Raw genomic sequence first — 15,278 nt, 5'->3', positions numbered from 1 at the left:
AAAGTACTCTATTTGAGTTATTTTCGCTGTTTTTTTGTCGTTGTATAAAGATGAAAAAAGTGGAAACTATATAGAAATTTTTAGAATTTTATAATTAGAAAGTCCGGGATTGTTTAGAATTTGTTTAGTGTACTCTTTTATAATGAGGCTTAAACCCTAATGGTGGTGAGACCTATTATTAAAGGTGTCACCAAAGTACTATGGATATATTCTAATTGTACATCGCACATACATAAGTAATCGTGAGTGCCTATTCGAGAGTACTTATTTGAGTGTATTCATATAGACGACCATTGAATAGAAGGAAAGAGGGACCAACCTATTGTTTGTGGCATACCTTTACAACATACCAAAAGGGTGTAACGTCGTCAGCAAACGCTAACAGGTAGCTCTCTGAACTTAGAAAAGGAGAGAAACATGCAAAAATTTAAAAAACTAAACATAGCAATAATCTTAATGCTACTCGTTTTCCAAACAGTCCTATCGCCGATTTCGGTGTATGCGATTGATGAAGGTTCTATCGATGAATTAGGTAGAGTAGCTAATGGTGATGACAGTGAGGATTCAAATTCAAATGATGATGGAAATGCAGATGCAAAACAAGATGCAGAAACAGAATCAGTTACAGGTGATGATGATGGCGCTGAAATACTAAAAGATAATGAAGTACCAAAGGATAATAGTTCACTTGGGCAATTAGAAGGTACGAATTTACCTAATTCTAAAGAAACTGCTAAAGAAAATAGTGATCTACGACCATCTGGAAAAGGTGAAGAAAATCCGTCTGAAATAATTGTAGATGAAGAGGAGATTTTACCTGAATCATCCGAAGAAATTCAGGAAGAAGAATCAGAAGTCTTTGACCCATCCAGTATGCAAGAAGACATAAAAATGTCATTCGGTGGTTTACAACTTTATAACCCAAATGGTGCCCTTATTCAAAATTCTACTGATATAGAAGGATATTCAGGTCCTAATCCTAAAAAAGGTGATAAGGTTTATCTGAATTATACATTTGATGTAACGCCAGGGGGAAATTACGGGAAAGGCTCTACATTTACCTTCCAGTTACCTCAAAATATGATTGAAGAATATACACGAGGATCATTCAATCAAACAAGAACTTTAGAGGACACTGATGGCTGGGTAGCCTATTCTTCAAAATATGATCCAAGTACTAAAACAGTAACGGTGACTCTGGATAGCGATCTTGAAAAAGATATCGATGGTAAGATGTCTTTTAAATTCGAAGCAAAGTTCGGTAATTTTGCTAATGAAGAAGACTTAGAGCAGGAAATGATTATTCCAACTGGGGGATCTGAAAATGTTGAGATAAAATTTACATTTGATCCAACAGGTAGTGGTGACGTATTAACAAAAAGTGCCGGAACTATTTCGCGTGATGCGAATGGTACAGTAACGATTCCGTGGACAATTTGGGTTAATACAGCTGGTAAACATTTAAGTGACGCAACTTTAGAAGACGTAATTGGTGAAGGTCATGAATTGGTAGGGAACATTACTGTAGAACGATACAAAGTAGGTTTGAATGGATTTAATCCAAATAAACCTGGAACACCAGTGTCTAGTGTTGCAGACAAATTCCCAATCAAGTTAGATGATGGTTATTATGCCTATAAGGTTACTTATGAAACTCAAGTAACTGCTGAACCAACAAAATCGGATATGCATTATGTAAATACAGCTACACTAAAATCAAAAGGTAGCAAGGATACTTCAGTAAATGGTTCTGCGACAGTAAAGTATGGTCCAAGTTTAGAGAAATCCCGAAGTGGAGATAAATACGAATCTACATGGACTATTAAGTATAATTGGTTAGGTCAAAAAATTGATCCTAGTAAAGCTCGACTAACTGATTCGATGACAACAAGCTCTAATAAGACTGGAAAGCATAAAATTGACTACAAAACTTTTGAAGTATATAAGGTAACATTATCTGCTGATGGTAAAAATGAAAAAGAAAAAACTCCTCTTAAAGAAGGAGATGATTATGCTTTTATTACTAAAGACGAATATGGATTTACGTTAGACTTCAATAAAGAGTCAAATATTACTGATGGCAAGGTTACATCAGCTTTTAAAATTGTATACCACACAGTACTTGAAGATTCATTTGTAACGGATAAGAATCAAGGTGTAATTACTAACACGGTAACGAGAGAGGATACAGAAGAAAAAGGTGAAGCTTGGGTAGAATTAGAACCTGCGATATTTACTAAATCGGGAGGTAGCTTAGGAACAGTTGACTATGTAAATAAAACAATTACATGGACATTAACAATTAATCCTGAAAAGCCTTTAAAAGACTTTAAAATTACAGATGAATTTACAACAATAAATAAAGATGGCAAGACTTTAAAACATACATTAACACCATGGGATAAAGAAAATAGTGAGGAATTTTACAAAGTTACTGGTGTAGATGCTAAAGACTATATCATCACAAATTCTAAAGGTAATGAAGGATTTGAGATGAAGTTCTTAAAAGAAATTCATAAACCAGTAACAATTCAATATAAAACTAAATACGAAGTTGAAGCAAATGGTGGAGTTGCAATAGCATATCATAATAAGGCAAATGCAACTTGGAAAGACGATAAAGATAATGTGTATGAAGAATCGAGAGACGCTGAGTACAAGCCAGATCAACAATCACCGACGCATAACAATGGTTATAAAAAAGTTTCTGTAGATAATAGTGCACAAGAGTTTTCTTGGAGTATTGGTATCAATATCAATAATAAAGATATTAATAATGCTACTGTTACAGATAAACTTGGCGAAGGACATTATATTCCTGTTCCAGAAGGTCAAACATTAAAAGATCAAATTACGATTTCAAAATTAAAGCTTACGACTGAAGAGGGAGAAAAGGATGGTTCGTTAAGTTCTAAAAAGTGGGATATCGTAGATACAATCTCTACCGATGATGGAAAAGTAAGAGGTTTTACGATCAAATTTAATGATCTTGACGACGAAACTGAAAACTATGAAGCGTATTTAATAGAATACAAATCAAAGGATTCGGATGATGTTTATGGTCAAAATTCAAAAAATAAAAGAGAATATACGAATATTGCAACATTAACAACAACTGAAGACGGAAGCTATGAATATTCTGCTACAGCTCAAATTACTGAAAAAGCAAATGAATTAATTGCAAAATCAGCAGAAACTAAACCTGAACAGGATATTATCAATTGGACAGTAACTGTCAATGCTTCAAATTCGAAGTTGGGAAATATTACTTTAAAAGATAAGCCATCTAGCAATCAAAAATTATTGATGGATACTTTTACTAAGCAAGAAATTAAGTTGGGTGCTGATGGAAGACTCGTAACAACTAGTGAAGAAGTTTCAATTAAACCAAGTGAAATTAAGCTAAACGATGATGGAAGCTTCAGTCTTGACTTAGGTAAATTAGATAGAAAAGGCTATATCATTAAGTACTCTACATTCTTCATGGGTGATGGTAACAAAGGTGAAACAGTCTCAAATGATGCATCAATCAATTATGATGGAGCATCAGAAGAAGGTACAAGTAATAAAGACGAAGAAAGTGCAAAGTTTGAATATAGCTCGTCAGATACTAACGCATCCGCAACAAAAGGTACTCTGCAATTAAATAAATTCAGCGTGAATCCTTTAACAGGAGAGCGTAAAGAATTTGACGACGTTAAATTCGAGCTTTGGAATAAAGATAATACAATTAAGCTTGATGAAGGCATAACTGAAGATGGTGGAATAATTACCTTTAAACAAGTTCGTTACGGTAAATATACGTTGAGAGAAATTACTCCAGAAGGCTATGTTGAAATTTCCTCTATTAATATCACAATGAATAAAGAGTTCGACATGAAAGTTGATGGAAAACCATATATTATTGATAATATCGAAGATGTAGATTTATCCTCAGCATGTCAAATTTTCACAATAACTGTGAAAGATATTGATGGGGATCCGATTTCTAAACAAGCTATTACGTTGATCGATAGCAATGGTTTCGAGAAGTTCAGTGAAACAACAAACGAGGATGGAAAAGTAGTTATCCCGAACAAAATCCAAGCTGGTGAATACACAGTAGTAGATAGTAATGGCAAACCAGTAGGACAAGGAAAAGTAACTGTGAAGTACGGTAAAGATAGTAACGATGAGGAATGTGGGGCTATATTACAGCCTACAAATTCGTGTCCACTATTTACAATCACACTAAAAGACGAAAATGGTAAACCACGTCCACATGTAACAGTTACATTAAAGGATAAAGACGGCAAAGAAATAACAGCAAAAACTGATGACAATGGAAAAATTAAAATAGAACCAATTCCATCTGCAGGAGAGTATTATCTTTACGAAGGAAAACAATTCCTTAAAGAAGTGAAGATTAGTTATAAAGAAGGCTGTGAAACTGAAGTACAACAAGTACCTACATGCCCTGAATTTACATTAACTGTAAATGATGTAGATGGTAAGCCTCGTGAAGGTGTAAAAGTTTCACTTGAAAATGTTGATACAAATAAAACTATTGAAGTTGAAAAGTTAACTAATAGTGAAGGGAAAGTAACAATTCCTAAACTAGAACCAGGAAGATATGTGGTTTATGATGATGAAGGTGAAAAAATAGATGGGTTTACAGTAACAACAGACTGTGAAGCAACTGTTCAACCAGCACCTTCATGTCCGCTATTCACATTAACGGTGAAGGATGAAAATGGAAATCCACGCCCTAATGTTAGCAATATCACAATCAAAGATATAACAGGAGCAATTATTGCTACAGACAAAACGACAAATGAATTAGGTCAAATTACTATTGAGACTAAAGTAATTCCTTCAGGTGACTATTCTGTTTATGAAGGTGATCTATTCATTGGTCATATAGAGGTTAAATATTCAGTTAAGTGTGAAGCAGAAGTATCAGCAGCACCTGCTTGTCTCGCATTTACATTAACAGTGCTAACTATACTTGGAACGCCTAATGCGAATGCAAAGATAACAATAAAAGATGCTAAAGGTAATATCGTTAAAGGTGCAGACGACATTGAAGTTCTCACAACTAGTATGGTAGGAACGGTTATATTACCAGAAAAAGCTATTAAACAAGGTACGTACAATGTATATGAGGGAAATAGTTTAATTGGCTCATTTACAGTAACAGATACATGCTCTGCAAAAGTACAACCTACATCAACAGGTGGCGGTGGAGGCGGCGGTGGTTGGACGCCTAACCCAGATCCAGATCCAGAAAAACCAGTTGATCCAGGAAAACCAGAAAAACCAGAAAAACCGGTTGACCCAGATCCAGACCCGGAAAAACCAGTTGATCCAGGTAAACCAGAAAAACCAGAAAAACCAGAAAAACCGACTCCAGAACCAGAGAAGCCGGTTGATCCAGAAAAACCAACAAAACCAACACCAGAGAAGCCAGTTCATCCAACAAATCCAGGTGATTCAGGTAACCAAACAGATCCAAAAGATCCAGCAAACCCTGGAAAACCATCTGTTCAAGAAGTCATTGACCAAGGGAAAGAGTTAAAGCCATATAATCCTTCTACAGTAGATAAAGACACTTTAGATGCATATAAGGATTTCCTCAATAAATACGACAATCTATCTAAAGAGGAACAGGCAGAAGTAGCACAATACCTTGATATTGACAAAATCAAAGCAGATGCCAAAGAAATGGAAGCGCAGTTAAACGCGCAAGGCAAACTGCCGCAAACAAATGGAGCAAACCAAACCGCTCTTACACTAATTGGTGTAGCGCTCGTTCTAGGTGCAGTATTCTTATTGCGTCGTCGCAATACAGAAGCGAAATAATTTTCAATAAGAAAACCCCAAGATCGTAAAAATCTTGGGGTTTTTCTTATGTTAGAAGGTTTCTGATAGTTTTGCAGGTGCTTTATCGAATGGATATTGCTCGACAAATTCTGCTTGAACGGCAAGTCGTTTCGTACCCTCCTCAGCGCATGTAACGAGGGTTAAAAGAGTTTTATCAGGGATATCATCAATAACATAAACATCCGTTGCAGCGATGATCTCTTTGAGTGTTATCTTGTACTCATAAATATTCGTTAAATCCGTTAAATAAATCGTATCTCCTATGCTTGCTTTGTATAAGGGGCCAAATAAAATATCTTTTTCCTCAAAATAATGACCTGCTAATGCGTAGTTTCCTTGTCCAAGTTTTTGATTAGGCTTCATCGTGCCTGCTCCAACAGCAAGAGAGGCGTTACCAACTCCTTTGACGATAGGAAGTTTCATATCCACACTAGGGATTGCGATACTACCGATGACAGGCATTTTACTGGCAGTTGTCTGAGCTTTTAAAACTTCCGCAATGGAAAGGGATTGCACGGCTTCAAATTCAAAATCGGCATCTGCATCTTTGTTTTTTGCAATCTCCTCGGCACTGTAATCAGCTGTATTTAATTGTTTACTCAAATGGGCGATAATTGCATGTTGAATGGGGTTGATAAAAATAAGTAAGAGGCCAACGATGAGCATACAAATGAGTAGTGGCAGTTTAAATTTATTCATTTCATAGATCACATCCTAGTATTGAAATTACGAGTTGCCGGTACAACAGATTAGTTCCGCCGGTAGCAGGCTATTCCGTAGCTAGAACCGAAAAAACGCCGTAACAAGGCAATGACAGCCTTCTAAACGTTGCAAAGCACTAGAAGGCTACATACGTTAAAAATGGGTAGAGCTTTATGGGCTCTACCCGTTCTGACCTTTATTTATCGCTGAAGCGTACGCCTGCAACACCGTAATGGTTTTTAGACATTTCTTCGATGAAGACTGTTACATTTTCTGGTGGCGCATTCACTGTACGAGAAACGGCTTCTGTTACTTCTTTTACGAGTGCACGTTTTTGTTCTTCTGTACGACCTTCAAGCATTTTCACTGTTACGTATGGCATAATATTGCCTCCTTTATTGAATAATGTTGTATAGTTAGTTTATAAGAAAGTATATACTTCTTTTTGCGCAATGTCGCGTTCATGACGGTGCTCATGCGCATAACTATGCTTTACTTTTATAATAGCAGAATGGAGGTAGTTAAAGTATGGCAAATGAAGAAAAATCAAAACAAAAAATGGGCTTTACTATTATTAAAAATGATCCAACAGACGGACATAAGGGATTTGGTATCGGTTCGCTTTCACTTGAAAACGTATCGCCAGTCATGATCGATATAGAAGAGGGGACAGCTTCAGTTGAAATCGGTGCTATGCATGCTCGCAGTGATCTGGAACGAGGTATTAAATTTACGACTGATCGCGCTGATTCAGAAGGTGGGAAGGCGTATTGGCTAGTGTGGGTGACGATCGACCATAAAGCCGATGGACCTTACTATGCAGGTGTAACTGCGTGTGAAATGGTAGTTAATCGAGAAAAACGTCGTGGCTATAAAATTTTAGCCGATCATGTGAACAAAATGGATAAATCTATGAAGCGTCATATTATTGTAGAACATATGGATGCGCCGTCTAAAAAAGTGTTAGCTTCTTTCCTAGAAGAGCTCAATCCGGACTTGTGGGCACATAGTGAGGAGCAATTGCGTCAAGATTTATTTGTTTCATAGACCTACAATGATTGAACAATCTGTGACATTTTGCTATCGCTTTCGATATAAGGTTGAAAGTGGGTTTGAAACAAAGTAAACTTGATAAAGAGCTTACATTTTAGTAAGCTAGGACACTTGGTTCTGCGAATGTGATGAGCGCTATGCGGCATTTGAACAACCCAAACCCAAGCCAAATGCCCCATGATGCTCATCTACTTCGCGAACCATAAATAAGAAAAGCTTTCTGTTCCCACGGACACGGCTCCGGGGAAGAGAAAGCTTTTCTTTTTCATATATATCTGTTACTTTGTCGAGAGCCTTCGCTTATAAAACGCTTAACGCTGATAAAGGTTCCGCATGATTTGTTAATTTTTAAAAATGGAGAATGGAAGCATATTCCAGAAATTTCCCCACGTATTGGTATCGAGAATATCAAAGTTTGAACATTTTTCAGTTGGTACATCTTTCGCATCCATATAGACGAGACGTTGCTGAGGGCAGGCATCTGTCGCTAATTTACCGGATTCAATATCGATGACCACACCTTTAACGTCTTTCGGTTTTTTGAAATCCTCATTCTTTGTTCCTTTATTGACAGTCTCCATAAAGTCGATCCAAATTTGCTTTGTAGAGGCAGTATCTTCTTTTGCTGTTAGATTTTTTCCTTGATCATAGCCGTTCCATACCCCAGCGGTTAAGCTAGGTGTAAATCCAATCAGCCACTGATCGCTATTTGTAGAGCCAGATTTTGCTGCATACGTATGCGTCATACGAGAGCGAATGCTAATCCCTGTAGCGGGAGAATAATCGCTAAAGACTGGATCGAAAATACCCGTCATCATTTCTGTTAAGATAAACGTATTTTCCTTTGACAGAACTGTTTCATCTTCTTTACTAACTTCTTTATTTTCGTAGATAACATCGCCGTTAGCATTTTTAATAGTAACAATAGTAGTAGGAGTAGTTTTTTTACCTTGCGATGCTAATATATTATAAGCATTCGTCATTTCATATAATGTTGTTTCAGTCGTTCCAAGCGCCATGGATAAATTGTCCTTGGCACCGATAGTCACGTTGAAGCGATCAGCCATTTCGTGAAATGGTTTAAATCCAATCTCCTCTAAAGTTTTAACAGCGTAAATATTATCGGAGATAGCGATAGCTTGTGCCATTGACATATCATGGTTTGCAAATTTCCCGTTAACATTTTTTGGTGAATATGTGGCCCGTCCATGATCATAAGTGAAAGTTGTCTCACCTACATTTAAATATGTTAATGGTGTATAACCATTCTCTAAAGCTGCCGCATATAAAATAGGTTTAATGGTCGAGCCTGGCTGACGTTTTGCCTGTGTAACTCTGTTAAATGAACTTGCAGCATAGTCACGACCTCCAACTAATGCTGTAACGGAACCTGTTTTGGATTTCATACTAACAAAAGCAGTTTGAAGGTCATCAGCAGGCATATGTTTGGCTACAGCTTCTTCAGCTGCCTTTTGGTGTTCTAGATTAAGAGTTGTCTGGATAGTCCAGCCACCTTCACTAATGTCGAGATTTTTTGATTTCAAAATTTCACTAGCCTCTTGCCATGCTACGTCAAGGAAAAATGGTGCAACAGATTTTGTGGCTACCCAGCTATCACTCTTTAAGACAAGCTTTTCACTTTCTGCACGTGTTTTTTCATCTTGCGTAATAGCACCTTGATCGGTCATCAGTTTTAAAATAACGTGTTGGCGATTAGTTGCCTTATCTAAATTAACAATAGGAGAGTAAATACTTGGCCCTTTTGGAACCCCAGTTAACATTGCTGCTTCCGCAAGTGTTAAATCTTTTGCAGATTTTCCAAAATAAAATCGACTTGCCGCTTCTACGCCGTACATACCATGGCCGTAGTAAACAGTATTTAAGTAACCTTCCAGTATTTCATCCTTATCATAAAAAACTTCTAATCTATAAGCATACAGTGCTTCATTTAATTTTCGTGTCCACGATTTCTCATGTGAAAGATATAGATTTCGAGCATATTGTTGTGTAATTGTACTTGCTCCTTGAACCTTACCACCAGCCTTAAGATCCACTAATAATGCACCAGCGATACGAGAAAAATCCAGACCGCCATGCTTATAAAAATCTTTATCCTCAACAGCTACTACTGCTTGCTTCAAATAGGGGGACATCTCATCAAGACTAACCCAATAACGTCGTTCATTCGTAAAGTGATCCCCAATTTGGTTCTCATTTTCATCTAAGAAAATAGAGGCTTTAGGTACGGTTAAAGGCGGGGCACCAGCCACTTGAACATAGACGCGTAAAGCTATAAATGCTACAACAATTGCGGATGTAAAGGCAACAAAAAAGATAAATGTTTTACGTGTGCGCTTTGAACGTTTTTGTTTACGTTGATAGCTTTTTCTCTTCATCCGACTTCACCTCGTTTTCTCACACTTGCGTATAGTATGTGTCTGAACATTCTTATTTAATCGAAATTATTGGTAAAAACTATTGCACTTTATTCAAAAACATCTATACTTTTTTTGTACTGTTTGAAATGCTAGCTTTCGACAAAAGAATAGTACATTGTAGATTTTAATCGAATTTTGCTAGACGTTCCAATAATGTATACGAGGATACAAGGATAGAGGTTTCATTACATTCCTGTAAGCCCTTAATAGAGTAATGGTAAAAGGTCCATCACTGAAGGTTTTGGCATGACATTTGAACGCCCGAGGAAAGGGTCAGTGATGATAATGAATTTAGTAATTTCTAAAAGTGGAGGTCGAGTAATGAGATTTGATGAAGCTTATTCCGGAAATGTTTTTATAAAAAGTCATCCTACATATGAGGATGCTCAGGCGGTCATTTATGGTATGCCAATGGACTGGACAGTTAGTTACCGTCCGGGCTCACGTTTTGGCCCGCAGCGTATTCGTGAAGTATCCATTGGTCTAGAAGAATATAGCCCATATTTGGACCGTGAGTTAGAAGAAGTGAAGTATTTTGATGCGGGGGATATACCGCTTCCATTCGGCAACGCACAGCGCTCGTTAGATGAAATTGAAAAATATATTGAGACGCTTTTAGCAGATGGTAAAATTCCTGTAGGTATGGGTGGCGAACATTTAGTATCGTGGCCTGTAATGAAAGCTGTATCAGCAAAATATGATGACCTAGCAATTATCCACTTCGATGCACATACAGACTTACGTGTAGAATATGAAGGGGAGCCACTTTCACACTCAACGCCTATTCGCAAAATTGCTGAACATATCGGACCAAAAAATGTCTATTCATTTGGTATTCGTTCAGGGATGAAGGAAGAATTCGAATGGGCAAAGAAAAATGGCATGCACATTTCGAAATTTGAAGTGCTAGAGCCATTAAAAGAGGTATTACCGACTTTAGCGGGACGTAATGTTTACGTTACGATTGATATAGATGTACTTGATCCATCACATGCACCAGGTACAGGAACAGTAGATTGCGGAGGCATTACATCAAAAGAATTACTAGCGTCAATCCATGCAATTGCAGCAAGTAACGTCAATGTAGTGGGCTTTGACCTAGTTGAAGTAGCACCGATCTACGACACATCAGAAATGACAGCGAATACAGCGAGTAAGTTGCTGAGAGAAATGATTTTGGGCTGGGTAAAATAAGAAATGAAATTGGAGTGGGGTTTAGCTTTAAGCTAGCCTCATTTTTCTTTTATATTCTGAATACAGTTATTCTAAAAAAGAAAGGCGCCATCCAACATACATCGGATACCGCCTTGATATTTCGAATAGTTCTATTAAGGGTTCGTAGACCAAAGTCCAGCATGTTTTAAGACAACACGTGGATGAAGTTTTAGCTGTGCAACCATTAAATCTGCTAAATCTTCTGCTTGCATCACTTTTTCTGGATTGCCGTCTGTTAAGTTAAGCTCAACCGCCATATCTGTAGCAACTGTACTTGGCGTTAATGTTGTAACGCGAATATTTTTCTTACGTACTTCAAGCATTAATGACTCACTTAGTCCGATAACGGCAGCTTTTGAAGCCGAGTATGCACTTGTAATTGGTGCCCCTTTTTGACCAGCTGTTGAGGAGATATTAATGATATCGCCTGTGTTGCGCTCGATCATCTCTGGTAATACAGCGCGTGTTGTGTAGTACACACCTTTTACGTTGACATCGATAATATTTGTCCATTCTTCAGGTGTTAAGTCCATGAAGCTACCGAATTTTGAAATACCGGCATTGTTTACTAAAATATCGATGGCACCAAGCTCACCACGAATAGATTCAACAGCTGTAGTAATAGAGTCTAAATCCGCTACATTTGCCACAGCGATGGCTACCTTCACATCATACTGTTTAAGTTCCTCTGCTACTTGTTGTAAATTTTCAAGCGTACGTCCAACAAGACCTACGTGAATACCTTCTTGCGCAAAAGCTACTGCTGTTGCACGTCCAATTCCACGTCCTGCTCCTGTAATTAACGCCACTTTTCCTGCGATTGTTTGCATGTTTTTCTCTCCTTTAGATGAGATCGTTTTATTTAGACGAAAAAATAGATTAAGATTTGTCTTTAAGACTAACCTCATTTTACTACGGTTTTCTATATTGTGAAGAGTGCACTTTTTTGTGCGGAGGTTACTAAAAGTTACTTACAAGAAAAGGAGTCAGTTAGCTCTATGTCAGATAAATTAAGAGAAGAGATAAAAGAGAGAATAGTAAATAATGATTATCATTGTGAAAAAGAACTTACATTATCGATCATTAGCGGTAAATGGAAGGTTGTTATTCTGTGGCATTTAGGCGTCGAAGGACCACATCGCTTCAGTGAGCTTCAAAGACTTTTTCCGAAAATATCTCATAAGATATTATCGAACCAATTACGTGAACTGATGGAAGATGGGATTGTTCATCGAGAAGTGTTTCCAGAAGTTCCTCCGAAAGTCGAATATTCAATGACTGAACTAGGAATGACGTTACTACCAATCGTTGAGATGATGTATGAATGGGGGAAAAATAGAATCGATCAAATTAAACAAGAAAGCAATAATGAGGTCATTTAAGATAATTTAAAATGTCGGTGCTGTTTTTAAAAATTTTAATATAGCTGATAGATGGGCACTTTATTTCTATACACAAGCTGATTGAGATGGTAGAACTTTCCTTAACTTTTAACGTCTTATTTGTAAAAGGGGTGAACTAATGGGAGTTTGGTATTTCTTAATCTTATTTGTAGGGTTGTTTTTGATATTTAAAGGACTTTTTATGAAAAAGCAATCTTTGTTAATGAAGAAGATTGGCATTGTATTTGTAGGAGTATTATGTATTTCACTCTCAATATTTATGTTTTCACCAGGAAGTGCAGAAATAATTTCCGATTTGCTAAATTTGGAATAATAGAATCCGCTAAGAGAATTGGTACTGGGCTAGGTAAAACAATTTATTTTATAAGGTGGGGCTAAAAGTGGGGAGGCGTGATGAGATCACTTTTAGCCCCACTTGTTTTTAAAGTTTGGCTAACATATTCCAATAAATATTGGGAGTCCGAGGACTTCCTTGGGGAAAACTTGGCTCACGATAAGTGGGCCTTTTTTATTTCTTGGAATTTTTTTGAATACCTCATTGACATAGAAAGGAAATTACTGTTACATTATAGGTAACGGATGTTACCTATTGAGAGGAGGTAAAATTTTTGGCACCAAAAGAGCGATTTACAGAGGAAATTTTAATGGATTGTGCTTTTGAAATGACTAGGAAGAGTGGCATTGATAGTGTGAATGCAAGAGATTTAGCAAAAGAGCTAGGCTGTTCGACAAAGCCTATATTTCGATTATTCTCGAATATGGATGATTTGAAGTATGCAATATATGAAAGGGCTGGCAATCTATACAACGAAAGAATGTTTCAAGGCTTGCAAGAAAGTTCTTTTTTAGGGATGGGTTTGGCTTATATTAACTTTGCTCGCGAAGAAAAAAAGCTATTTGAGCTATTATTTCTATCCAATAAATATAAAATCTCCAGCTTTTCGGATTTATTAAATGACGTAGAAAACCAAGGGATTATAGCAATAATTTCAAAATTAACAGGATTAACTCAAACCTCCGCTAAAACTCTATTTATCGATATATGGTTAACTACACATGGTATTGCGACAATGTGTGCGACGAATACTTGCGATTTAGATAGCTCGGAAATTGAAGATATTTTAAAGGACGTATTTGAAGGCGTTAAACAAAAATTATTGAATGGAGAAAATAAATGAAGATGAAAAATTCACCTATTCTTTTAGCCATACTATTTACTTTGCTTGCACTTGTTTTTCCTTTCATAGCTGGTGTAATTATAGCTGTCAATAATATAAGTAGCTTAAGCTCTATATGTTTAATTCAATTTATTGCCTTTGCAGTTGGTGTACTAGTTACTCTTTGGATAATGAAAAAAAGTAAATTCTCTTTCCAAGATTTCGGATTTAGAAAGTTTAAAGCAGAGGCGTGGATGGCTGTTATCGTTGTCTCTGAGCTGGTTGCATTCTTGAGTGGTATTACAGATAAAGATGGTTTTTCTGCGCAATATGTACTTATTTTGTTTCTATTTGTTATTGCCGTTGGACTTTATGAAGAGTTTATTTTCCGTGGCCTAATTTTCAAATATTTATCAGCGAAAGGGCTTAAAACGGCTATTATAGGCTCCTCTTTTTTGTTTGGAATAGGACATCTTGAAAATTTACTTGCCGGTCATGATTTCTTATTGACATTACTACAAGTAGCTTTTGCTTTCCTCTTTGGGTTAGTTTGTGCAGAAATTGTTGTAAAGACAAAAAGTATTATTTTCCCAATTGCCTGGCACGCTTCGCACGATTTTATTGCTTTCTTGACTGATCAAAGTGAGCCAACTGTTCTTGCTACTTCTCTTTATATTTTTCATTGTCTAGTGTTAATTGGTCTCGCAATTTATTTCTGGAAAGCTTTATTTCCTAAAAAGGCTGTTATGAATATAAAAAATACTGAGAGTTACGTTTAAACTCGACAACACAAAAGCATCTACTCGTTAATTTTGAGTGGATGCTTTTTTATCTAAAGCTTCTAATCCAACATTGCCTCCTGAAATAAGGAAGCACACTTTTTCGTTTTTGCGAAAAGATAAAGCTCCTTGCAGGGTAGCTCCTATCCCGATAGAAGAGGAAGGCTCTGCGATAATTTTTCCCTCGGTGAGTAAGGTTTTCATTCCGCGTTGAATCAATGCTTCATCTACACTCACAACCTCATCGACAAGTTGTTGAACAATTGGAAAATTCCGTTCCCCAGGCTGTAAAGTGAGTAGGGCATCTGCCAAAGATTTTTGTTCCGCTAAAAGCAATCTTTCACAGCTTCTAAGATTTTTGTATAACGCGAAACAACAGCAGGCTCCACACCAATTATGTTGATATGGGGGGGCATGGATTTGACAGCAGTTGCAACGCCACTAATTAATCCACCACCGCCAATAGGAACAACAATAGTATCGACATCAGGAAGCTGTGCTACTATTTCCAAACCTGCTGTTCCTTATCCTGCCATAATATCGTAATCATCATAAGGATGTATGTTGCAATAGCCATAATCACGACTGAGTTTTGCTGATAGAACATGTCTTCTGCCAGCTTACACTGGACAACCTCTGCACCTAAGGCACGAATTCCTTCCACTTTAA

12 protein-coding genes and 1 pseudogene are annotated in these 15,278 nt (G+C 37.0%); 7 read left to right on the top strand and 6 right to left on the bottom strand.

Going from position 1 to position 15,278, the window contains the following annotated elements; translation table 11 throughout:
- Positions 1-417: 417 nt before the first annotated feature.
- Entirely contained in the window at positions 418-5,841 is a 5,424-nt protein-coding gene (locus tag ACFCYJ_RS16245; protein ID WP_376075010.1) for a collagen binding domain-containing protein, read from the top strand.
- 51 nt (positions 5,842-5,892) lie between these two features.
- Here the strand turns inward: ACFCYJ_RS16245 and ACFCYJ_RS16240 are convergent, their stop codons facing one another.
- Positions 5,893-6,561, bottom strand: a complete 669-nt coding sequence (locus tag ACFCYJ_RS16240) for a class A sortase (protein ID WP_376075008.1) — start codon at positions 6,559-6,561, stop codon at positions 5,893-5,895.
- A gap of 199 nt (positions 6,562-6,760) precedes the next feature.
- Positions 6,761-6,946 (bottom strand): 2-hydroxymuconate tautomerase, encoded by a 186-nt coding sequence (locus ACFCYJ_RS16235; RefSeq protein WP_053484500.1) that lies wholly within the window; start codon positions 6,944-6,946, stop codon positions 6,761-6,763.
- A 146-nt stretch (positions 6,947-7,092) separates the two neighbouring features.
- Between ACFCYJ_RS16235 and ACFCYJ_RS16230 the strand changes: the two genes are divergently transcribed.
- Entirely contained in the window at positions 7,093-7,611 is a 519-nt protein-coding gene (locus ACFCYJ_RS16230) for a YwhD family protein (RefSeq protein WP_376075006.1), read from the top strand.
- Positions 7,612-7,958: 347 nt separating this feature from the next.
- Here ACFCYJ_RS16230 and ACFCYJ_RS16225 read toward each other — a convergent pair whose 3' ends face one another.
- Positions 7,959-10,013 (bottom strand): transglycosylase domain-containing protein, encoded by a 2,055-nt coding sequence (locus tag ACFCYJ_RS16225; RefSeq protein WP_376075005.1) that lies wholly within the window; start codon positions 10,011-10,013, stop codon positions 7,959-7,961.
- Between the two features lie 363 nt (positions 10,014-10,376).
- Here ACFCYJ_RS16225 and speB point away from each other — a divergent pair, with 363 nt between their 5' ends.
- Entirely contained in the window at positions 10,377-11,249 is an 873-nt protein-coding gene (speB, locus tag ACFCYJ_RS16220) for an agmatinase (protein ID WP_376075003.1), read from the top strand.
- A gap of 134 nt (positions 11,250-11,383) precedes the next feature.
- Here the strand turns inward: speB and ACFCYJ_RS16215 are convergent, their stop codons facing one another.
- Entirely contained in the window at positions 11,384-12,100 is a 717-nt protein-coding gene (locus tag ACFCYJ_RS16215; RefSeq protein WP_376075001.1) for a 3-ketoacyl-ACP reductase, read from the bottom strand.
- Between the two features lie 168 nt (positions 12,101-12,268).
- Here ACFCYJ_RS16215 and ACFCYJ_RS16210 point away from each other — a divergent pair, with 168 nt between their 5' ends.
- The 4 genes from ACFCYJ_RS16210 (at position 12,269) to ACFCYJ_RS16195 (ending at position 14,609) form a co-directional block, all read left to right on the top strand.
- Positions 12,269-12,652 (top strand): winged helix-turn-helix transcriptional regulator, encoded by a 384-nt coding sequence (locus ACFCYJ_RS16210; protein ID WP_376074999.1) that lies wholly within the window; start codon positions 12,269-12,271, stop codon positions 12,650-12,652.
- Between the two features lie 139 nt (positions 12,653-12,791).
- Positions 12,792-12,986, top strand: coding sequence for a hypothetical protein (locus ACFCYJ_RS16205; protein ID WP_376074997.1), 195 nt, complete (start codon positions 12,792-12,794; stop codon positions 12,984-12,986).
- A gap of 295 nt (positions 12,987-13,281) precedes the next feature.
- Positions 13,282-13,851, top strand: a complete 570-nt coding sequence (locus ACFCYJ_RS16200; protein ID WP_376074996.1) for a TetR/AcrR family transcriptional regulator — start codon at positions 13,282-13,284, stop codon at positions 13,849-13,851.
- Positions 13,848-14,609 (top strand): CPBP family intramembrane glutamic endopeptidase, encoded by a 762-nt coding sequence (locus ACFCYJ_RS16195; protein WP_376074994.1) that lies wholly within the window; start codon positions 13,848-13,850, stop codon positions 14,607-14,609. Before ACFCYJ_RS16200 ends, ACFCYJ_RS16195 begins: the two co-directional genes overlap by 4 nt.
- A gap of 27 nt (positions 14,610-14,636) precedes the next feature.
- Here the strand turns inward: ACFCYJ_RS16195 and ACFCYJ_RS16190 are convergent.
- A pseudogene (locus ACFCYJ_RS16190) lies at positions 14,637-15,121 on the bottom strand (pyridoxal-phosphate dependent enzyme).
- A complete protein-coding gene (locus ACFCYJ_RS16185) occupies positions 15,112-15,273 on the bottom strand; it encodes a hypothetical protein (protein WP_376074993.1) in 162 nt (53 codons plus the stop codon). The pseudogene ACFCYJ_RS16190 and the gene ACFCYJ_RS16185 overlap by 10 nt, the downstream one beginning before the upstream one ends.
- Positions 15,274-15,278: the final 5 nt, after the last annotated feature.

Origin of the sequence: Lysinibacillus sp. NPDC056232 (genome assembly GCF_042267565.1) — a bacterium.
Taxonomy (GTDB): Bacteria; Bacillota; Bacilli; order Bacillales_A; family Planococcaceae; genus Lysinibacillus.
The sequence above is the reverse complement of the archived record's forward strand: the minus strand, read 5'-3'. Positions and strand labels throughout refer to the sequence as shown.